Source organism: Allorhizobium sonneratiae (assembly GCF_023700755.1).
Taxonomy (GTDB): domain Bacteria; phylum Pseudomonadota; class Alphaproteobacteria; order Rhizobiales; family Rhizobiaceae; genus Allorhizobium; species Allorhizobium sonneratiae.
The window spans coordinates 169,589-190,053 of sequence record NZ_JAMKOJ010000002.1 but is presented as its reverse complement, the minus strand read 5'-3'; the positions used below and the strand labels follow the sequence as shown (position 1 = coordinate 190,053).

The following is a 20,465-nucleotide window of genomic DNA, read 5'->3' as shown; positions in this document are numbered from 1 at the left end:
TCAGTGTTATCCTTGTTGCAAAAAAAGAAGCTGCGATCGCAGCCTATCAAGCCGGAATCACGGTATAGATTCAAACAGCGATATAACGGTCGCGGCGGTGATTGATGGCCAGCGTCAGATTGAGCACCGCAGCACCGGCGACCGAGCAGGCAATGATGAAGGGGCTTGCCACCAGAAAGGACAGGGCCAGCACCGTGCAATCGAAGCAAAGCTGCACCAGTCCCGCCCGCCAGCCAAAGCGATCCTGAAGAAACAGCGCCAGAATGCCAAAACCGCCAAGGCTTGCCCGATGGCGAAACAGCGCAAGCATGCCCGTTCCCAGCAACAGCCCGCCGACAAGTGCGGCAATAAACGGATCAAGCGCGCCGAAACCGATGAATTTCGGCAGGGCCGATGAGAAAAACGATGTCAGCGTTACAGCCAGAAACGTCTTTATCGTAAAGGCAGGACCCATGCGACGAAAGGCAAAATAGTAAAACGGCAGATTGATGAGAAAGAAGAGCAGGCCGAAACTCCAGCCGGCGGCGTAATGCAGCAGAAAGGCAACGCCCGCCGTTCCGCCTGACAAAAGTTTGGCACCGGAGAGAAACATCACGCCAAGCCCGGCCAGAAGGCTGCCAGCAAGCAGGCCTTGAATATCGTCGATAAGGGAATGCCGTTCCGGGCGCGATGCTATCGCCTTGAAGAATCCGCTTTTCATCTCTGCCATCGCCATGGGCTGTTCCCTGTCTGCCGCCGCCAATCCCATAACGGCAGCCATTTTGCCCCTCACTCATGCAAAACGGCTGCACATTCTGTCTCGACATGATCTATATAAGAAAATTCTTGTGAAATCTTTCCGGATTTTTCATGGAAAGACAAACCATGCCATGTCATAGTGATTGTATGCGCTTTGCTGTGCCGGTAAAGATAAAACAGGCAGACTGACCGGGGATTTTGGAGGAGAGATCGTCGGGAAGACTGCGGTTCTGATCTTTGCAAGGATGCAGGCTGATGTCATCATCCGCAGAAAGCATCATGGCAGGGCGGGTGTGATGCAGGCGTGGCGCAAGAGCGGCCAGAAGATCGCTTTTCAAGCCAGATACCTGATCAATGGCTCTTGGGAGGGAGCAAGGAATGGTTGCATATCACATCATCATTGCCGATGATCATCCGCTGTTTCGCGGCGCCCTGCGACAGGCGGTCAGCAGCATGACCCAGAATGGCCTGATCATCGAGGCGGGCGACCTTCAGGCGGTTCGCCTCGCGGCGCAGGCTCATCCGGAAGTGGACCTTCTGTTGCTCGATCTGGCCATGCCCGGTGTCAGCGGTTTTTCCGGCCTGATGGCGCTGCGGGCGGAATTTCCGGCCCTTGCCATCATCATCTGCTCGGCCAGTGACGACACGGCTACCATTCGTCGCTCGCTCGATCTCGGCGCGTCTGGCTTCATTTCCAAATCCGCCCCGATCGACGACATTCGCGCTGCCATAGAGACCGTGTTGCAGGGGGACATCTACAGTCCACCCATGACCGGCGCCGATATGCGTGAGGATGGCGATCTTGCCGATCTGATGGCCCGGCTGAAAACCCTGACGCCACAGCAGAACCGGGTTCTCGGCATGGTCTGCGAGGGACTGCTGAACAAGCAGATCGCCTATGAGCTCAATGTGTCGGAAGCCACCGTCAAGGCTCACGTCTCGGCCATTCTGCTGAAACTCAATGTCGACAGCCGCACCCAGGCTGTGGTGCAACTGGGACGGTTGAACATGGCCATGATGGCATAAGGGTGCCAAATCCTGCCGCATAACCCGCTCCAGGCAAAAGCAAAGACTGGCAGGGCATGGATGGTGGCCGTTTCTTCATGAGCAAGGCGACCCGTCAAAATCACTGGATTGCGCGATCAGAACATCCGGAGAAGCGCAAAAATAACCGGTTTTTGCACCACCTTCAAAGGATTTTATTCCTTCACGATCTTTACTCTCTGGCGCATCTGCCCGATAAAAGTTTTGATTTACGGCTGATTTCAAAGCTTTTGTGAAACGGAGGGTGGTGGGTATGTTTTCACATGAGACGATCTGGAGCGCCATTGACAGGCTTGCAGAGCAACATCATCTCACGCCTTCGGGGCTGGCGCGGCGTGCCGGTCTGGACCCAACGGCCTTCAACAAATCAAAGCGGGTTGGGCCGGATGGGCGGATGCGCTGGCCCTCGACCGAATCCATTGCCAAGGTTCTGGAGGCCACCGGCGCCAGCATCGATCAGTTCGTCTCCCTGATCGGTTACGGTATGACCGGCCAGTCTTTGCCGGAGGGTGATTTTCCGCCGCAAATGACCGGGATTCCGCTTCTTGGTTTCAATGAGGCGGGAGCGGGCGGTTTTTTCGATCACGGCGGCTTTCCTTCCGGTTCCGGCTGGGATCTTGTCGACTTTCCCGCCGCCCCCGGCACCCGCGCAGGGCTTTATGCCCTGGAGGTGCAGGGCGATCATATGAGGCCGCTTTACCGCGATGGCGATATCCTGATTGTCGATCCGTCAGCCGAACTGCGACGCGGCGACAGGGTGGTGGTCAAGCCGGTTGATGGCGCCATCATCACCAGGGTGCTAGGACGGCAGACGGCGCGCAGCATAGAACTTCTATCCTTCAATCCCGAACATCCGGCGCGCACTTGCGAAAGCTCGACGATTGCCTGGATGGCCCGGATCATCTGGGTCAGTCAGTGATACAGCCTTGCCCATTCCGCTGCGGATGAAACACAGGTTTGGCAACCGTTCCGTAAAATCGAAACAAGCCGCGCTGGCCTCTTCTTGTTTCTACGCAATCTCACCCTTATCTGACATCAGCCAAAGATGTTGAATCAGGCAGCCCACAATCTTATCGATCACCATGAGGAGTATCCCTTGAGCCAGAGTGTCAGCCTGCATGATGCCTTGATTTTCGCCATGGTCATGGCCTCGGCAGTGGATAATACCATGTCGGAACGGGAGCTTGCACGCATCGGTCATCTCGTCGAACACTCACCGGTCTTCGAGGATTTCGACAACAGCCAATTGATTTCGATTGCCCGGCGTTGCGCTTCCATGGTCGCCGGGCCCGAAGGGCTGGACATCACGCTTGAGACCATTCGCGACGCCTTGCCGAAAAAACTGTATGATACGGCCTATGCGCTGGCCGTTGAGGTGGCCTCGGCGGACCTCTCAGTCAAGCCGGAAGAAATCCGCTTTCTCCAGCTGTTGCGCGACAGGCTCGACCTCGACAAACTTACCTGTGCCGCCATCGAGCGCAGCGCTATTGCCCGTTACCGCAGGGCCTGAACCATGTCAGCGACGGCATGATGGATGACGCCGTGACGGCCTTGCTCAATTGAGCGTGCGATTGAGATCGGGCGTATCGAGGGAAAAGGCGGGAATGGCGACATCGAAGAGATCACCCTCGTCGGTCTGCATCTGATAGTGACCGAACATCATGCCGGAAGGCGTATCGAGCGGACAGCCGGAACAATATTCATAGCGCTCGCCGGGTATCAGCCGCGGCTGCTCGCCGATGACACCCGGACCGCTGACCTCATCCACCTGCCCGTTCTGGTCGGTGATGTGCCAGTAACGATAGGTCAGACGCACAGCGATGCTGGAGTGATTGACGATGATGACCCGATAACCCCAGACATAGCGGCTGTCCTCGGGGTCGGATTGCTCCGCCAGATAAAAGGGTTCGACGCAGACCTCAATGTCGCGCGTCAGGGCGCGATAGAGAAAAGGGGCTGTTGCGACGTTTTCATGGACATGCATATGATGTCGCCATAGGGTTGAGGTGTTTAATGATACCGGATGATCCGATTATATATTTGCAGCTCTATGAGATTAATTTAACGTGAATCAATCCTGATTTTTTATCTTTTTTTTGCACAACCGGTCAAAACAGCGGGAAAGGTCGCGCTGAAGGGAGTTGTGGCTACCGGTTTGGATGTGTTGCACACAGTCGCGCCGATGCGATTATGCCGCGCGTTTGATAAAACGCGCGGCAGCCGGACACATGATCACGCGGCGACAGCCGATAGCGCCCGCTCGAAATCCTCGATCAGATCTTCCGCGTCTTCAATACCGCAGGACAGACGCAGCGTACCATGAGAAATGCCCAGTTCAGCGCGTGCCTCATCGGTCAGATTCTTGTGCGTCGTCGTCGCCGGATGGGTGATCAGGCTCTTGGCGTCGCCGAGATTGTTGGAAATCTTGACCACCTCAAGTGCGTTTTGCAGGGCAAAGGCCGCCTGTTTGCCCCCCTTGAGTTCAAAGGCAACAAGGGTCGAGCCACCGCTCATCTGCCGGGCAATGATGTCGGCCTGTGGATGATCGGCACGTCCGGGATAGATCACGCGGGCCACTTTCTGATGATCGGCAAGGATATCGGCAATGCGCGCGGCATTTGCCGTCTGCTGTTTCACCCTGAGCGGCAGGGTTTCGATGCCTTTCAGCAGGGTCCAGGCATTGAAGGGCGACATGGCCGGGCCGGTGTGGCGGAAATAATCCTGCAGGTTCTCGGTAATCCAGTCTTTCGACGAGAGCACGACGCCGCCAAGGCAGCGGCCCTGACCGTCGATATGCTTGGTGGCTGAATAGACGACGACATGCGCGCCAAGTTCAAGCGGCTTCTGGAAGAGCGGGGTGGCGAACACATTGTCGACCACCAGCTTGGCGCCGATCTGGTTGGCCAGTTTTGCCACGCCTTCGATATCGACGACTTCGAGCGTCGGGTTGGTCGGGCTTTCCAGGAAGAAGACCTTGGTGTTGGGGCGAATGGCCGCTTCCCAATTCTTGAGATCGCGCCCGTCGACCAGGGTAAACTCCACGCCATATTTCGGCGCGAGCGTCTCGATCACCCAGCGGCAGGAGCCGAACAGGGCGCGTGCACCGACAATGTGATCGCCAGCGCGCACCTGACATAAAATGGCCGCGGCCACCGCCGCCATGCCCGATGCCATGGCGCGGGCATCTTCGGCCCCTTCCAGAAGGCACATGCGCTTTTCAAACATATCATTGGTCGGGCTGCCATAGCGGGCATAGATATAGCCTTCGCTTTCGCCCTTGAACCGGGCTTCCGCCGCTTCTGACGTATCATAGACGAAGCCTTGAGTGAGATAGATCGCCTCGGAGGTTTCACCGTAAGGAGAGCGCAGGGTGCCGCCATGAACGAGTTGGGTTGCGGGCCGCCAGGTCTTGCTCATTGTCATGCCTTTCACACACAAAAAAACCGGTCGCGAATACGGACCGGTTTGGCATACCCGGTCTTTTTAGCCACTTGTTTAACGTGGCTGCAAGCCGACCGGCCAAATCACCACGGGATAAGCCGTTTCTAATCCCATACCGGGCTTGCGTCAATTCCTGTGATTTGGTTTTGTCGGCCCGACCAAGGGATAAGCGATATGAAACGCAATGCGGGCATTCTGGCCGATCAGGCGATCGGTGAGCTTTTCGATAGTGGCCGTCTGATCAGCCGGATGGCGCTCGATCATGACCAGATTCAGCCGGCGAGCCTCGATCTCCGGCTGGGAGCAAGAGCGCTTCGGGTGCGCGCCAGCTTCATGCCCGGGCGCAATCATACGGTGGCCGACAAGCTCGACCGGCTGACGCTGCATGAAATCGACCTCAGCCACGGCGCGGTGCTGGAAACGGGCTGCGTCTATATCGTGCCGCTGATGGAAAGCCTCGACCTGCCGGATGACCTTTCGGCCTCCACCAATCCGAAAAGCTCGACCGGCCGTCTCGACATTTTCACCCGCGTCATGACCGACCACGCGCAGGAATTCGACAAGATCCCTGCGGGTTATAAGGGCCAGCTTTATCTGGAAATCAGCCCGCGCACCTTTCCGATCATTGTCCGGCAAGGCTCGCGGCTGTCGCAGATCCGTTTTCGCATCGGTGAGGCGATGCTGAGTGACAGCGAGCTTCTCGATCTGCATCATAAAGAAACACTGGTGGCCAGCGACACGCCAAATGTATCCCATGGCGGCATTGCGCTCTCCATCGACCTGAAGGGCAGCGGCCCGGACGGATTGATCGGTTATCGCGGCAAGCATCATACCGCCGTGATCGACGTGGACAAGAAAGCCGCGCATGACCTGCTCGATTTCTGGGAGCCGCTTTACAGCCGTGGCCGCAACGAACTGATCCTCGACCCGGATGAATTTTACATCCTCGTCTCCCGCGAGGCCGTGCATGTGCCGCCGCTTTATGCGGCGGAAATGACGCCTTACGATCCGTTGGTTGGGGAATTTCGCGTGCATTATGCCGGATTTTTCGATCCCGGTTTTGGCCATGCGGCGGCAGGCGGCTCGGGAAGCCGCGCCGTGCTGGAGGTGCGCAGCCACGAGGTTCCCTATATTCTCGAAGACGGGCAGATTGTCGGTCGGCTTGTTTATGAGCATATGCTGACACGTCCGCAGGGGCTGTACGGAACGGGCCTCGGCTCGAATTATCAGGCACAGGGGCTGAAACTCTCCAAACATTTCCGCCTGACCTAATCAGCATGGAGAAAAGTCGCGTTGCATTGGCTCTTGACAGAGGCGGCTTTGTATAGGAACTGTCCTGTCACGCTGATGCAAGGGGCGTGATTGCGGGTGTAGCTCAATGGTAGAGCAGCAGCTTCCCAAGCTGAATACGAGGGTTCGATTCCCTTCACCCGCTCCACATCATGTTTTTATGACGGTACGGGGCTGATGTGGCGTCTTGTGCCAGTAAAAGGGCCTGGTCTTGAGCTCGATCACGGCTTTCCAGGCGGCCAGTGCTGTCATCATCCAGTAAACAGGCAGCCAGCAAAAGCGTGCACCGATCTGTTTGCGTTCAAAGCCGGTCATGGCCAGCCGTCCTAACATGATGAAAATGACGTAGCTGCCCAGCACATTGATCAGGTCTATGGCAAAGAGCAGCGTTTCGCCAGCCGGAAGATTGGCCGTCTTCATCTTCATCATCGTGCAGATTGTCGAGGCAAAGAACAGCAGCAAGGCTGGATGGCCGAGTGACGATAACAGCATGCCGCCAATCAGCAGCTGAAACATGAAAAAAGCCGGCATGCCCATTTCCCGCAGACTGTTGCGCGGGTGGCGCATGACCACAAGCCAGGTCTGCAGCCATCCCTTGAACCAGCGGCAGCGCTGTCCCAGCCAGACGCGGGCGGTTGTCGGCGCATCTTCCAGAGTCTGTCTCTCCATGGTTTCGCAGCGATATCCCGCCCGGTAAAAGCGCAAGCCCAGATCGGCATCCTCGGTCACATTGTAGGGGTCCCAGCCCCCGACGGCTTTCAAGGGATCGACGCGGAAATGATTGGAGGTTCCACCCAGCGGCAAGGGCAGGCGATGACGCGCCAGCATGGGCAGGATGCCGCGAAACAGGGCGGCATATTCGAGCGCGAAGAGAGCGCTGATCCAGGATTTTCCGCCATTGGCGATGATCAGCGGTGCCTGCAGGCAGGCGACATCGGCGGGTGCCTGACAGAAACGCGCATAGGCTTCACGCAGCTGGCCCGGATGCGGTCGGTCTTCTGCATCATAGACAACCAGATAATCACCACGAACACCGGCAAGCGCATAACTCAAAGCCCGCGGCTTTGTGCGCGGCGTGCCATGCGGGGTCAGGACAAGCTCGAAATGGCCCGGCAAACCGATCTCGGCAATCATCGCCAGCGTTTCATGATCATCGGCTTCGCAGACAAGCTTGATGTCCAGCCGTGAGGCTGGCCAGTCGAGGCGGCAAAGAGACGCGATCAATTGCGCTATGACCTCCTTCTCTCGATACACCGCAACCAGAACGCTATAGATTGGCAGTCTTTGCATGTCGGGCAGAGCTTCTCCCGATCGGAACGGACCTTTGCGGGAGGGCAGGGCGGCAATGCGGACACAGAGCATGGCAAGATAGATCAGAGACAGAAGCACGTGGGCCAGAGTGAGTATCGGCAGGGGAAAAAGCAGCAGGCCAATCACAAGCAGACTCAGGCAGACACCGATGTAAAACCCCTGAGGTCCCGTCAAAACGGTTCGGGCAGAGCGTTGGGGTGCCGTGTCGAACAGATGGCTTTGAGTATCGCGGATACGCCGTTCAGCCCCCGCGCGCCAGACAGCCTGCCGCAGCACTTGCGGTGATACCACAGCCATCCGCTCTGCCAGGTGCGGCATATGGTCAAGACGGTCCAGCAGGGTGTGAAAGGTCGCTGCCTGCGGCACGATCACCGTCAGTGGCGGTTTACTGCCCTGATAAAGACGCAAAAAGCTTGGCCGCAGCAACTGACTGTCGAGAAACGGAAGGTCGATCACATGCGCGTCCGGCAAGGCCGGTAAATAGACGAGACCAGCCATCTTCGCCAGTGCTGGATAATATTGATCCGGTAGAATGACGCCCTGCGCCAGCAGTTCCTCTTCAAGACTTGTGCCCTGCACAAGGGCATCATGAAGACACTGCCACAGGATATCATCCTCGATACCCAATCTGGAGGCGAGGGCAAGCTCCCGATAGACGGAAGAGGACGGCACTCTCTCCTGGTCTAAGGAATGCGGGGCTGTTTCATGGCAAGACACGTGAGCATCCGGATGCTGCACGGGCGAAACGGGGTAAAGGCTGCTGTCTTCAAGGTGACGATGTTGTTGTTGTCCGCGTGCACCAGTCGGCAAACGACCGTAATCCGGCCCCTGGAAAATCGAGGACATCAAAATCGCCTTCAATGAACATTTAAATATGAGGTAAGCTTAGTTCCGTATCCGATAATAATCATCCCTGAAATTTGATGGTGAATCAGTATTTAGTACAGTTTGTACTATCGTATTTACTTCTTTTAATATTATTATGTTTTGTTAAATTAAATATTGATAAATTATGTTGCTTATGACTGTTTTTCTCTGCTTGTAAAATCGACGAGCCAAAAGCATGTCTCGTTTTGTTGTCCTCAATAAAACGAGACCGTACATGCGACAAAACAAAGGCTTAAAGCACGTGGACTGAGTCTGATAAGCCGCAACGTTCTTTAGAGCGCGGGCCGAATATGCGTAGCGGTTTTCCGTCCGGAAATGCGGAAAAACAAAGGGTTAACGCTTTCAGAGTTTCCGTGACACATGGAAAGGTCTCAAAAGGCATCAGCCCAAGATGACCTGGTCTGTCATGACGACCTGTCTGGACCCCATCACAAAAACCAATTCATTCCTCACGCTTTCTTATGAGCTTTTTTTCTGATTCTAACATATGAGTGTCCGACCATCAGGAGAGCCGAATGTCTTTGATTGATAGCCTAAGCCCGCGTGCCATCGCCGCACCCGAAAGCGGAATTGTCGAGATCATTAATTATGCCCGCGCCCGTGCGCTTGATGTGGTGCCGCTCTGGGCTGGCGAGGGTGATCTGGCAACACCGGCCTTCATCAGCCGGGCAGCAAGCGAGGCCCTCCTGGGCGGCGAGACCTTTTATACCTGGCAGCGCGGCATTCCCGAACTGCGGGAAGCCTTGTCGCGCTATTACCTCCGGCATTTTTCCGCAGAACTGCCCGCGGAGCATTTCTATGTGACCGGTTCGGGCATGCAGGCTATTCAGCTTGCTGTGCAGGCACTGACGGCGCCGGGCGACGAGATGATCTATCTTTCGCCCTGCTGGCCCAACATCGTCTCCGCCATCGAGATTGCCGGGACAAGAGCGGTCGGTGTGGAGATTGCCTATACCGATGGCCGCTGGCAGCTCGATCTTGAGCGGCTGGAGCAGGCAATCACGCCGAAGACAAAGGCGCTTTTCATCAATACGCCCTCCAATCCGACCGGCTGGACGGCAAGCCATGACGATCTGAAAGCCATTCTCGCCATGGCTCGCAAGCGCGGCATCTGGATTCTGGCCGATGAAATCTACGCGCTCTATCATTTTGCCGGGCAGGGCAGGGCGCCTTCCTTTCTCGATGTGATGGAGGCGGATGACAGGATCATCTTCGCCAATTCCTTCTCGAAAAACTGGTCCATGACCGGCTGGCGTGTGGGCTGGTTGGTCGCGCCGCCGGAAATCGGTCAGGTGCTGGAAAATCTCATCCAGTATTCCACCTCCGGCGTGGCGCAGTTCATGCAGCGCGGCGCGGTGGCCGCCCTTGATGAAGGCGATGATTTTGTGCGCGACAACATTGCCCGTGCAAGAACCTCGCGCGATCTTCTGCTCGATGCGCTGATTGCCACCAACCGGGTGAGATCGGCCAAGCCGGATGGGGCGATCTATGCCTTTCTCGAAATCGATGGTGTCCGCGACACCCGGGCTGCTGCCCTCGATATCGTTGACAAGGCCAGTGTCGGTCTTGCGCCCGGAACGGCTTTTGGTGCGGGTGGGGCATCATTTCTCAGGGCCTGTTTTCTGCGCGATCCGCGCCAGATTGCCGATGCGGCAGAACGCCTGAGCCGTTACATCGCAGCTCTTTGATTGTCGTTGATAAGTCAAATTGTTGCTCTTGCGTTAAACCGTCTTTAGCTCTTTCTTTAAAAACCAATGGCGTTCAAAAGCGGTCAGTGACGAATTTAACCACTTGAGAAACAAGGGGCCATTATAGGGAGAGCAAGGGATGATCCTTTGCGGGGAGCGGCCATGGCATTCTTGATCACCGGTGGAGCAGGCTATATCGGCAGCCATATGGCGCTGTGGCTTGCCGATTGCGGCCATGATGTCGTGGTGCTAGACCGGCTGTCCACCGGTTTTCGCCGTGCGGTCCAGCCCTCAGCCCGGTTTTATCTCGGTGATATCGGTGATCGTGAATTGTTGCGGCGGATTTTTGCCGAAAACAGCATTGAAGCGGTGTTTCATTTCGCCGGTTCGATTGTTGTGTCGGACTCGATCAAAAATCCGCTCGATTATTACACCAACAATACCATGAAGACGTGTGTGCTGATCGAGGAAATCGTGCGGGCCGGGATTGGACGCTTTATCTTTTCCTCCACGGCTGCCGTCTATGCGCCGCCTGTTGATGGCCGTCCCGTTGCCGAAAACCATCCGCTTTTGCCGCAAAGCCCCTATGGGCAATCCAAGGTGATGACCGAGACGATCCTGGCCGATACAGCAAAGGCGCATCCGGATTTCCGCTATGTGGCGCTTCGCTATTTCAACGTTGCCGGCTGCGACCGCAAGGGGCGTCTTGGTCCTTACGGGCGCGGTGCGACCCATCTGATCAAGGCGGCTTGTGAGGCCGCACTCGGCTTCAGGGACGTGGTGCAGGTATTCGGCACGGATTATCCGACATGTGACGGCACCGGCATTCGCGATTATATCCATATCGACGACCTGATCGCCGCCCATGGCAGGGCGCTGGCCTATCTTGCCGATGGTGGCGCTTCGGTCAGTGCCAATTGCGGGTATGGCGAAGGAGCAAGCGTTCTGCAGGTGATTGCCGCCGTGGAGCGGGTCGCGGGTTGCAAGCTGACACTGCGCCGGGAAGCTCGAAGACCCGGCGATGCCGCCTGTGTGGTGGCCGATCCCTCTTTTGCCTGCCAGACGCTGAACTGGTGTCCGCAAAATCCCGGCCTTGACCTGATTGTTGAAACGGCGCTCAACTGGGAGCGCAGGCTCAACGGTCAGCAGATCTGTCTGGATGCCCCGCCGCGTTCGCCCCGCCTTGTTGCGGCAGGCCACGGTCTTGGCCGCGTGCCGGCGGTGCAGACCATTCAGTGAGCCGTTTTCCTCTACTCAAGTTTGACGACAGTTTCCCGCGCTAATCTGCAGATCGAATGGAAGCAGATGGGTTGATCCGCTGTGCTCATGCGCCGTTATCGGCGTATGCGGCGTTTCTGCCCGGCATGGGAGTTGTGACATGAAGGCCGTGATCCTGGCGGGCGGCTTGGGAACCCGTATTTCCGAGGAAACCCACCTGAAACCGAAGCCGATGGTTGAAATCGGCGGACGGCCGATCCTGTGGCACATCATGAAGATGTATTACAGCCACGGTATCCGCGATTTCATCATCTGCTGTGGTTACAAGGGCTATGTGATCAAGGAATATTTCGCCAATTACGGCCTGCATATGTCCGACATCACCTTCGATCTCTCACGCAATTCGCTCGAATTTCACCGGAAAAGTGCGGAAAACTGGCGCGTGACCCTGGTCGATACCGGTGAAAGCTCGATGACCGGCGGTCGTTTGAAGCGGGTTGCTCCCTACCTCAAGGATGAGGAGGCCTTCTGCTTCACCTATGGCGACGGTGTCTCCGACATCGACATCTCCGCCACCATAAAATTTCATCAGGAGCATGGCCGGCTGGCAACCGTCACCGCCGTGCAGCCGCCCGCCCGTTATGGTGCGTTGAAGCTGGATGGACAGGCCGTGCGCGGCTTTGTCGAAAAGCCGGTCGGGCAGGCCGGTTATATCAATGGCGGGTTTTTCGTGCTTTCGCCCAAGGTGATTGAGCGCATCACGGGCGACGACATGCCGTGGGAATCCGATCCGCTGACCAGTCTGGCCGAGGATGGCGAGCTTTGCGCCTATCTGCATGACGGTTTCTGGCAGCCCATGGACACGTTGCGCGACAAGAACCAGCTTGAAGCGCTCTGGGCCGGCGGCAATGCGCCGTGGAAAAACTGGTCATGACGGCACGCTTCACCGCCGAAACCACCGCTCTCGATGGCGTCACTGTACTGACACGCCGCCGTTTCGGCGACGAACGCGGCTTTCTGAGCCGGCTGTTCTGCGGAGAAGAGCTGCGGGATTTCGGCTGGCCCGGCCCGGTCATGCAGGTCAACGAGACCGGCACGACCGAGAAAGGCACGGTACGCGGCCTGCATTTCCAGCATCCGCCCTTTGCCGAGTGGAAGCTGGTCAGTTGCGTGCAAGGCGCGATTTTCGATGTCGCTGTCGATCTGCGGCATGGTTCGCCCACCTTTCTCCGGCATGTCGCGGTGGAACTGTCAGCAGAAAACGGCAAGGCGCTTCTCATTCCAGCAGGCTTTGCCCATGGATTTCAGGCGCTGAGTGACGATGTGCGGATGATCTATGTGCATTCCGCACCTTACCGTGCAGAGGCCGAAGGCGGGCTTCATCCGGAAGACCCACGGCTTGGTATTGCCTGGCCGCTCGCCATTTCCCGCCTGTCGGCCCGCGATCAGGGTCATCAGGCGATCTCTATCGATTTTCAAGGACTTGATATATGAAATGCCGTCACTGCGCCTCGCAGACCATGCGGGATTTTCTCGATCTTGGCACCGCGCCTCCGTCCAACTCCTATGTCAAGGCGCATGAGCTTGCCGGGCCGGAACTCTGGTATCCGCTGGTGATCCGGGTCTGTGACAACTGCCTTCTGGTGCAGACGGAAGACTTTGCCGCGCGCGAAACCTTCTTCTCCGAGGATTATGCCTATTTCTCCTCCTTCTCGTCGTCCTGGCTTGCCCATGCCAAGGCCTATGTCGCCGGGATGGTCGAGCGTTTTGGCCTCGATCAAAGTGCCCGAGTGGTGGAGATTGCCGCCAATGACGGCTATCTGCTGCAATATGTGAAGGAGCGCGGCATCGCTTGTCTCGGGGTTGAGCCGACGGCCAGCACGGCAAAAGCGGCGCGTGAAAAGGGCATTGAGATCGTCAGCGAATTTTTCGGCGTGGCGCTGGCCGAACGGCTGGTGGCCGATGGCTGGTCCGCCGATCTGACGGCGGCCAACAATGTGCTGGCCCATGTGCCGGATATCAATGATTTCGTCTCCGGTTTTGCCCGGCTCTTGAAGCCCACAGGGGTTGCGACCTTTGAATTTCCGCATCTGATGACGATGCTGGCGGAAAACCAGTTCGATACCGCCTATCACGAACATTATTCCTATCTGTCACTTCTGGCCGTCGACCGGATCTTTGCCGCAAACGGGCTGATGGTCTTCGATGTCGACACCACGCCCTGGCATGGCGGCAGCCTCAGGGTCTTTGCCTGCCGCGCCGATCACAGCGCGCACCCGCGTCAGCCCCGCGTCGAGGCCATGCTGGAGAAGGAAAAGGCGGCGGGTCTCGCCGATCCCGCTCCTTATGCGGCCTTCCAGGCGAAAGCCGACAAGGTACGCGACGATTTTCTCGAATTTCTCATCGACTGCAACCGAAAAGGCCTGAAGGTCGCCGCTTATGGTGCGGCTGCCAAAGGTAACACGCTTCTCAATTTCGCCGGCATCAAGGCCGGTCAGATCGCCTTTGTCGTCGATAAGAACCCGGCGAAACAGGGCATGTATCTTCCCGGAAGCCGCATACCGATCGTTTCCGAGGAGGTTTTGCAAACCGAAAAACCGGACAGGGTGGTCATTCTGCCATGGAACCTGACAACAGAAATCAAGACGCAGCTTTCCTATATCAGCGATTGGGGTGGGAAATTCGTGACAGCAGTGCCGAGCCTGACGGTTCATCCATAAAGCCTGAGGATGTGCCGCCTGTTGCCGTCAGCAAGCGACCGCCTGCACCGGTCGAGACGCACCCGGTCAAGTGACCGGGCTGGATGAACCTGAAAACAACAATATGAAGTGAAACGGCGCAGGTCGTGTGCTGTTTCCTGTCGTGGAGCTTGAAATGAGCGATAAACCGATGCTTTCGATCTGCGTACCTTCGCGTAACCGGCAGCGCTATTTCAAGGAAACGATCAAAGGTCTTTTGCGCAACCGCCGTCAGGATGTCGAGTTCATCTTTGCCGACAATTCCGACGATCATGCGGTGATGAACGATTTCATGGCCGATTACCGAAACGATCCGCGCGTCATCTATCTGCCGGCGACCGATCAGGTGCTGTCGATGATGGACAACTGGGAGCGTGCCGCCCATGCGTCAACGGGCGAATGGGTCACCTTTATCGGCGATGACGATTTCGTCGAGCCGGATGTGGCCGGGCTGCTCGAGCGGGTGGTGGCCCACAACCCCGATATCGAGGCGTTCTCATGGGGCGCGCTCTATTATTCCTGGCCGGTTGAAGGTGAGCCGGTCTCGATTGTCAGCGTCGCTTTTGACCGTTCGGTGATGCGGCTGCCGAAAAGCGAGCCGATCAAGCGTATGTTCGGCTGGTTCGAACCGACCTCCGTGCCAACATCAGGCTATTCGATCTATCATTCGGCTATTCGTCGCAGGCTGCTGGACCGCATCTATGCCAAATACAACAACCGCTATTTCGAACATGCGGTCGTGGATTACGATATGGCGATGAAGGTGATCCTGGAAGGAGAAGGCTTTGCCTTCTGCCAGCGGCCATTTTCGATTTTCGGCGCCTGCCCGGAAAGCAATTCCTTCTCCATCGGTCGTCTGGAAGACACCAAGCTCAGGGCGAAAATCTTCATGGAGGAGTTTGGCCGCAATTTCGAAGACGATCCGGGCTTGCGTGATTTTCCCTTCAGCTCCTTCCTCGGTTCGACGGCAACCATCGGCGTGACCCAGCAATGGTTCCGGGAAAAATACAAGGTGCCGGATCTGCCCGGCTGGGAAACCGGCTATGCCAAGGCCTGTGCGATGAACACGGAAGCCTATCGCGACCGGGAAGCCTTCGACACCATCCGCGCCGGTTACGAAACCGCCTTCCGCAACTGGAAGGGCGGGCGTTTCCTGAAAGACTATCAGCCGGCATGGAAAGGCGATATTCCGATTGTGCCCGTCAGCGGCGCGCAGGCCAGCGCCATTTTGGTGCGCGGCGATGCGGGCGGCGCGCAAACGCCTGCCGAATTGTGGGATGTGGTCAGCGCCATGGTGGCGAGACCGGAAGATATCCATGTCGATGAAAAGGGCCTGCCCTTTCCCTGGGAAGCTGAAATTGCCTCGGAAGAGCTTATTCAGGCGACCGGCCAGACCATTCAGCGCGTCAAGGCACCAAAGCCGGAAAACAAGCCGAAGCGCAAGAAGGTCAGCGGCGGGCGGCGGTGATTGAACTGCCGCAATTCTTTATGGCTGTTGTATCAACGCCGTAAGGGGTCTCCACACCACAGATGAAGACATGAAAAAAGCGGCCCGAAAGGCCGCTTTTTTCAGATTGGGATGGCGGATTTCAAACCCGCTTCAGAAAACCGTCACGCGAGACGGTGATCGCCAGCTTGTTTTCCAGGCTGCGGTCGTAATCCAGCATCAGCCTGTCCCCATCGGCGGCGGTGCGGCCTTCGGTTTTCAGCTTGTCCAGATAGGCCCATACGGCGGTTTTCGGGTTGTCGCCCGGCCCCCAGGGACGGTTGGGATACATGTCGGCGGGCATGTCTTCGACCAGCGTGTCCCAGACGGCGCAATAGGAGCCTTTCGAGGTCAGCGGTGCATAAAGCTCCAGCTCTTCCAGAACATGCTCGTGCGTGTGGTTGGAATCGAGGAAGACCATGACGGTCTTGTAGCCCTCGGCGGCCTTTTTGACGGCATCCACCGTTTCCGCCGCAATCGAGGAGCCCTGAAACATCTCGATCTTGTGCGCCAGCGGATGCGCCTCTATGGCGGCGCGGTTATGGGCGCGAATGTCGATATCGACACCGATCACCTTGCGGCGGCTGGCCTTGGGATCGAGGCTCTCGCCCTTTTCCACGGCTTCGCAATAATCGATCATTGCCAGAATGGAGGCGCTGAGGATCAGCGAACCGCCATGGGCAATGCCGGTTTCGATGACGAGATCGGGCTTGACCGACCAGATCATCTCCTGAATGGCGTAGATGTCCTGCGGCATCTGGATGACGGGACGGCCCATCCAGGAGAAATTATACATATATCCCAGCGGAATGCATTTCTCCATCCAGTGATTCGACAGGTCGAGAAATGCCTTGTCGTTCCCGATCGCTTCGATGTTCTGACGCACCGTCGCCTTGAAGTCTTCCACAACGCTCATTGCCATGTCCGCTTGATTGATACCCATGTTGGCGGCAAAGCTAGACACCCATGCCTGTGTGAGACTGACCTTTTCGCGCTTTGCCGAAGAGGCAAATGCTGGAGAAAGCATCATGGCCAAGACAGTGCTGTTGACCGGTGCCACCGGTTTCGTCGGTCGTCAGATCCTGAAACGGCTGCTGGCAAACGGCTATGACGTGTTGGTGACGGTGCGGCCCGGATCGGAAGACAAGCTGGGCGAAGAGGGAAAATCCTGCCGCATCCTGAGCCTGGATGATGTCTTTGCCCTCGTTAAAGCCGACTGGATCGGGCATTTGCAGGGCGTCGATGCTGTCATCCATGCGGCCTGGTATGTCGAAACCGGACACTATCTCGATTCGCCGAAAAATTTCGATTGCGTCAAAGGCACCATGGCGCTGGCGCAAGGGGCGGCGGAGGCCGGCGTGAAACATCTGATCGGCCTTGGCACCTGCGTCGAATACAGATTGCCCTCAGACCATCTGACGGTCGCGTCACCGCTTGAGGCGAAAACCCTTTATGCTGCTGCAAAGCTTGCCAGTTTCCAGATGCTGGAGCGGTTTTTCGCCATCCGCAATACGGATTTCACCTGGGCCCGCGTCTTTTATCTCTACGGGGAAAACGAACATCCAGCCCGGCTCGTGCCCTACCTGCGCGACCGCCTCAGCCGCGGCGAGGTGGCGAAACTCTCCAAAGGCACGCAATTGCGCGATTTTCTCGATGTCGCTGTCGCCGGGCAGATGATTGCCGATCTCGTTGAGACCGGCCAGACCGGTCCGGTCAATATCTGCTCCGGCCAGCCCATCACCATCCGCGCCCTGGCCGAAGCCATTGCCGATGAATACGGCCGTCGCGATCTTTTGGAATTTGGCACGGCGGAGATCCATCCCTCCGACCCGCTGGCGGTGGTGGGTGTGTGCAATGTTGTGGGGCGGTAAGGGGTCGGGCGTTGAAGCTTGAAATAGTGCGCCATGTGCACTATTCATATGTATGGAGTGCTCAATGCCGGTGGTGGTCCAATTCGGAAATCTAAAGATTCATGTCTATGCAAACGACCATAATCCACCGCATTTCCACGTCTCCACGCCAGATCATGACGCGCTGATTTTGATAGCCGATCTAACTGTTCTTCAAGGTGAAATTACCAGGAAGAACCTTGATAAGGTTATCGAATGGGCATCGGTTGATGAGAATAGACAGACGCTGAAAAATGAATGGAGTCGCCTCAATGCACAATGACCTCATTTCTGTCGGCACGCCTTTACCTCGCATCTCAAAGGCTGAGTGGATCGAAAAGCGACTTGTTCGCATCACCTGGAAGACGGGAAAGACCTCGGCTGTGGACTTGGCGCCCGCTCTGCTGAGCCGGAGAGTGTATATGTCTCTGCGGGACGATGACGCTCTGTTCGCCAAGCTTCGTGTCGATGAGTACGGCACCTGCATCGAATGGCCGGGTGGTCTGGACTTTTCGGCGCTATGGCTGAGCAAACTGCCATCGGTAGAATTTGACAACGCCTCATTTCGCGATGCCATGGACGACCTGGGCATGACACTGGAGGGAATGGCTGCCGCTCTGGAAATCTCCAGAAGGCAAGTCGCCGACTATAGAAAGGAAAAGCCCATTCCGCGAAATATTGCCTATGCGACCCGTTATCTTGTCGAAGCCGCACATAAAAACGAGACAACTTCCGACGCGATGAGAGGCTAATTGATAACACCTTAGATCGATGCCGATTCTAGGTATTAAAAAGCTTAGAAAATGAGCGATTTACGGTGGGTGTAATGGTGCTGCTAGAGAGATTTGAACTCTCGGCCTCTCCCTTACCAAGGGAGTGCTCTACCCCTGAGCTATAGCAGCATCTTCGGAGCGGATCAGTGTGTCGCCCCGGAACGAGGGGCCTATTGCCATAGCTTCTGACGGAGCGCAAGCGGCAAAACGCGCTTTCGCAAAGAAAATGGGAAAACATCTTCCATCTTCCGGTTTTTCCACATTTGCGTTATGACGCGCCCATGAGCGATGACAGTGACATTTCAACCGTGTCCGATGGGACGGATGGGTCGAAGAAGGCCCGGAAAAAATCCGATATCGAGGCGCGTTTGCGCCGCGAGCGGGTGGCAAAGAAGCTGCGCGAGAATCTGGCGCGTCGCAAACATCAGGCCCGGGCGCGCCGGGCGGGCGAGGCGGATGAGACGGATGGCTTGCCTGCCGCACATTCGCCGCATCAGGATGAATAGTTCCGGCTGAATTGATGCGGTGCGGCTTTTGCTCTAAAGAGCCTCCTTTGTCATGGCTTCTGTCTGTTGGACGACCGGATGGGGCTGCTTCTGGGGGTCGTCGGATTTTATGGAAAGGCGTGGGCGCAATGTCGCCCTTGGTAAACATCGATGGATCGTATTCGAATTGTCGGCGGCAACGCCCTGAATGGCGTCATTCCTATTTCCGGCGCAAAAAATGCAGCTCTTCCCCTGATGATCGCCTCGCTGCTCACCAGCGATACGCTGACGCTGGAAAACGTGCCGCATCTGGCTGATGTCGAGCTGCTCCTGCGCATTCTCGGCAATCATGGCGTCGATATCGCCGTCAATGGCCGTCGGGAAAAACAGTCCGGCAGCTATGCCCGCACGATCCATTTCACCTGCCGCACCATTGTCGATACCACCGCACCCTACGATCTGGTGTCGAAAATGCGGGCGAGCTTCTGGGTCATCGGACCGCTTCTGGCGCGTGAAGGCCGTGCCCGCGTCTCGCTGCCGGGCGGCTGCGCCATCGGTACGCGTCCGGTGGATTTCTTCATCGAGGGGCTGCAGGCGCTGGGCGCGATCATCGAGATCGATAGCGGCTATGTCGATGCGAAGGCACCTTCCGGTGGATTGGTCGGCGCGCATTTCACCTTCCCCAAGGTGTCGGTCGGCGCAACCCATGTGATGATGATGGCCGCCTCACTGGCGCGTGGCACGACGGTGTTGAAAAATGCCGCCTGCGAGCCGGAAGTGGTCGATCTCGCCCATTGCCTTAACGCCATGGGTGCCAAAATTTCCGGCATGGGGACGCGCACCATCACCATCGAGGGCGTCACCAGCCTCTCGGGCGCGCGCCATCAGGTTCTGCCCGACCGGATCGAAACCGGCACCTATGCCATGGCTGTTGCCATGACCGGCGGCGATGTGACGCTGACCGGCACCCGCGCCGAGCTGCTTGCCTCGGCGCTTGCACCACTGGAAGCCGCGGGCGCTGAAATTATTCACCTCGATGACGGCATTCGGGTGATCGGCCATGGCGATGCCATTCGCCCGGTGGATATCGTCACCGAACCGGTACCGGGTTTCCCGACCGACCTTCAGGCGCAGTTCATGGCGCTGATGACCCGCTCGCAGGGCATTTCCCATGTGACGGAAACGATTTTTGAAAATCGTTTCATGCATGTGCAGGAACTGGCCCGGCTTGGCGCGAAAATCAGCCTCCATGGTCAGACCGCCCGCATCGAAGGCGTGCGCAGCCTGCGCGGCGCCCCGGTCATGGCCACGGATCTGCGCGCTTCAGTGTCTCTGGTCATTGCCGGACTGGCAGCGGAAGGCGAAACGCTGGTCAACCGCGTCTACCATCTCGACCGCGGTTTCGAGCGGCTGGAGGAAAAACTCAGCCTTTGCGGCGCGGTGGTTGAGCGGATTAGCGGTTGATCTTCCGTCTTT

The 20,465-nt window shown here is 57.2% G+C and carries 21 protein-coding genes, 2 tRNA genes and 1 riboswitch; of the genes, 17 read left to right on the top strand and 6 right to left on the bottom strand.

Annotated elements, in window-relative coordinates:
* Positions 1-70 precede the first annotated feature (70 nt).
* Entirely contained in the window at positions 71-700 is a 630-nt protein-coding gene (locus NAC44_RS03885) for a YitT family protein (RefSeq protein WP_250938739.1), read from the bottom strand.
* A 416-nt stretch (positions 701-1,116) separates the two neighbouring features.
* Here NAC44_RS03885 and NAC44_RS03880 point away from each other — a divergent pair, with 416 nt between their 5' ends.
* From NAC44_RS03880 to NAC44_RS03865, 4 genes are all read left to right on the top strand, one after another.
* A complete protein-coding gene (locus tag NAC44_RS03880) occupies positions 1,117-1,764 on the top strand; it encodes a response regulator (protein ID WP_250937939.1) in 648 nt (215 codons plus the stop codon).
* A gap of 77 nt (positions 1,765-1,841) precedes the next feature.
* Entirely contained in the window at positions 1,842-2,018 is a 177-nt protein-coding gene (locus NAC44_RS03875) for a hypothetical protein (RefSeq protein ID WP_250937937.1), read from the top strand.
* A 17-nt stretch (positions 2,019-2,035) separates the two neighbouring features.
* Positions 2,036-2,701: a S24 family peptidase gene (locus tag NAC44_RS03870; RefSeq protein WP_250937935.1), complete on the top strand. Its 666-nt coding sequence runs from the start codon at positions 2,036-2,038 to the stop codon at positions 2,699-2,701.
* A gap of 177 nt (positions 2,702-2,878) precedes the next feature.
* On the top strand, positions 2,879-3,292 hold the full coding sequence (locus NAC44_RS03865) for a tellurite resistance TerB family protein (RefSeq protein ID WP_250937932.1): 414 nt from the start codon (positions 2,879-2,881) through the stop codon (positions 3,290-3,292).
* A 45-nt stretch (positions 3,293-3,337) separates the two neighbouring features.
* On the opposite strand, the gene apaG is transcribed toward NAC44_RS03865, so the two are convergent.
* Positions 3,338-3,766, bottom strand: coding sequence for a Co2+/Mg2+ efflux protein ApaG (apaG, locus tag NAC44_RS03860; protein ID WP_250937930.1), 429 nt, complete (start codon positions 3,764-3,766; stop codon positions 3,338-3,340).
* A gap of 248 nt (positions 3,767-4,014) precedes the next feature.
* Positions 4,015-5,199, bottom strand: coding sequence for an O-succinylhomoserine sulfhydrylase (locus NAC44_RS03855; RefSeq protein ID WP_250937928.1), 1,185 nt, complete (start codon positions 5,197-5,199; stop codon positions 4,015-4,017).
* A 45-nt stretch (positions 5,200-5,244) separates the two neighbouring features.
* Positions 5,245-5,323, bottom strand: a riboswitch (SAM riboswitch).
* A 74-nt stretch (positions 5,324-5,397) separates the two neighbouring features.
* Here NAC44_RS03855 and NAC44_RS03850 point away from each other — a divergent pair.
* Together NAC44_RS03850 and NAC44_RS03845 are read left to right on the top strand one after the other, a co-directional pair.
* On the top strand, positions 5,398-6,495 hold the full coding sequence (locus NAC44_RS03850; protein WP_250937926.1) for a 2'-deoxycytidine 5'-triphosphate deaminase: 1,098 nt from the start codon (positions 5,398-5,400) through the stop codon (positions 6,493-6,495).
* A gap of 92 nt (positions 6,496-6,587) precedes the next feature.
* Positions 6,588-6,661: transfer RNA gene (locus NAC44_RS03845), tRNA-Gly, on the top strand.
* Positions 6,662-6,663: 2 nt separating this feature from the next.
* Here NAC44_RS03845 and NAC44_RS03840 read toward each other — a convergent pair.
* Positions 6,664-8,496, bottom strand: coding sequence for a glycosyltransferase (locus NAC44_RS03840; protein WP_250937924.1), 1,833 nt, complete (start codon positions 8,494-8,496; stop codon positions 6,664-6,666).
* Positions 8,497-9,227: 731 nt separating this feature from the next.
* Between NAC44_RS03840 and NAC44_RS03835 the strand changes: the two genes are divergently transcribed.
* The 6 genes from NAC44_RS03835 (at position 9,228) to NAC44_RS03810 (ending at position 15,824) form a co-directional block, all read left to right on the top strand.
* Positions 9,228-10,400 carry a pyridoxal phosphate-dependent aminotransferase gene (locus NAC44_RS03835; RefSeq protein WP_250937922.1) on the top strand — a complete coding sequence of 391 codons (1,173 nt, stop codon included), beginning with the start codon at positions 9,228-9,230 and terminating at the stop codon, positions 10,398-10,400.
* A gap of 162 nt (positions 10,401-10,562) precedes the next feature.
* Positions 10,563-11,639: a UDP-glucose 4-epimerase GalE gene (gene galE, locus NAC44_RS03830; RefSeq protein WP_250937920.1), complete on the top strand. Its 1,077-nt coding sequence runs from the start codon at positions 10,563-10,565 to the stop codon at positions 11,637-11,639.
* A gap of 139 nt (positions 11,640-11,778) precedes the next feature.
* On the top strand, positions 11,779-12,552 hold the full coding sequence (rfbF, locus tag NAC44_RS03825) for a glucose-1-phosphate cytidylyltransferase (protein ID WP_250937918.1): 774 nt from the start codon (positions 11,779-11,781) through the stop codon (positions 12,550-12,552).
* On the top strand, positions 12,549-13,112 hold the full coding sequence (gene rfbC, locus NAC44_RS03820) for a dTDP-4-dehydrorhamnose 3,5-epimerase (protein WP_250938737.1): 564 nt from the start codon (positions 12,549-12,551) through the stop codon (positions 13,110-13,112). The genes rfbF and rfbC overlap by 4 nt, the downstream gene beginning before the upstream one ends.
* Positions 13,109-14,338, top strand: coding sequence for a class I SAM-dependent methyltransferase (locus tag NAC44_RS03815; RefSeq protein WP_250937916.1), 1,230 nt, complete (start codon positions 13,109-13,111; stop codon positions 14,336-14,338). Before rfbC ends, NAC44_RS03815 begins: the two co-directional genes overlap by 4 nt.
* A 154-nt stretch (positions 14,339-14,492) precedes the next feature.
* A complete protein-coding gene (locus NAC44_RS03810; RefSeq protein WP_250937908.1) occupies positions 14,493-15,824 on the top strand; it encodes a glycosyltransferase family 2 protein in 1,332 nt (443 codons plus the stop codon).
* Positions 15,825-15,945: 121 nt separating this feature from the next.
* On the opposite strand, the gene NAC44_RS03805 is transcribed toward NAC44_RS03810, so the two are convergent.
* A complete protein-coding gene (locus NAC44_RS03805) occupies positions 15,946-16,758 on the bottom strand; it encodes a cephalosporin hydroxylase family protein (RefSeq protein ID WP_250937906.1) in 813 nt (270 codons plus the stop codon).
* Positions 16,759-16,870: 112 nt separating this feature from the next.
* Between NAC44_RS03805 and NAC44_RS03800 the strand changes: the two genes are divergently transcribed.
* The 3 genes from NAC44_RS03800 to NAC44_RS03790 all read left to right on the top strand — a co-directional run bounded on the left by NAC44_RS03800 (position 16,871) and on the right by NAC44_RS03790 (position 18,483).
* Complete coding sequence (locus tag NAC44_RS03800) at positions 16,871-17,713, top strand: NAD-dependent epimerase/dehydratase family protein (RefSeq protein WP_250937904.1); 843 nt, start codon at positions 16,871-16,873, stop codon at positions 17,711-17,713.
* 64 nt (positions 17,714-17,777) lie between these two features.
* Positions 17,778-18,014: a DUF4160 domain-containing protein gene (locus NAC44_RS03795; RefSeq protein ID WP_250937903.1), complete on the top strand. Its 237-nt coding sequence runs from the start codon at positions 17,778-17,780 to the stop codon at positions 18,012-18,014.
* Positions 18,004-18,483, top strand: coding sequence for a DUF2442 domain-containing protein (locus tag NAC44_RS03790; RefSeq protein ID WP_250937901.1), 480 nt, complete (start codon positions 18,004-18,006; stop codon positions 18,481-18,483). Before NAC44_RS03795 ends, NAC44_RS03790 begins: the two co-directional genes overlap by 11 nt.
* A gap of 75 nt (positions 18,484-18,558) precedes the next feature.
* Here the strand turns inward: NAC44_RS03790 and NAC44_RS03785 are convergent.
* Positions 18,559-18,633: transfer RNA gene (locus tag NAC44_RS03785), tRNA-Thr, on the bottom strand.
* A 179-nt stretch (positions 18,634-18,812) separates the two neighbouring features.
* On the opposite strand from NAC44_RS03785, the gene NAC44_RS03780 reads away from it, so the two are divergent.
* Together NAC44_RS03780 and murA are read left to right on the top strand one after the other, a co-directional pair.
* Entirely contained in the window at positions 18,813-19,010 is a 198-nt protein-coding gene (locus tag NAC44_RS03780) for a hypothetical protein (RefSeq protein ID WP_250938735.1), read from the top strand.
* 150 nt (positions 19,011-19,160) lie between these two features.
* Positions 19,161-20,453: a UDP-N-acetylglucosamine 1-carboxyvinyltransferase gene (gene murA, locus NAC44_RS03775; protein WP_250937900.1), complete on the top strand. Its 1,293-nt coding sequence runs from the start codon at positions 19,161-19,163 to the stop codon at positions 20,451-20,453.
* Positions 20,454-20,465: the final 12 nt, after the last annotated feature.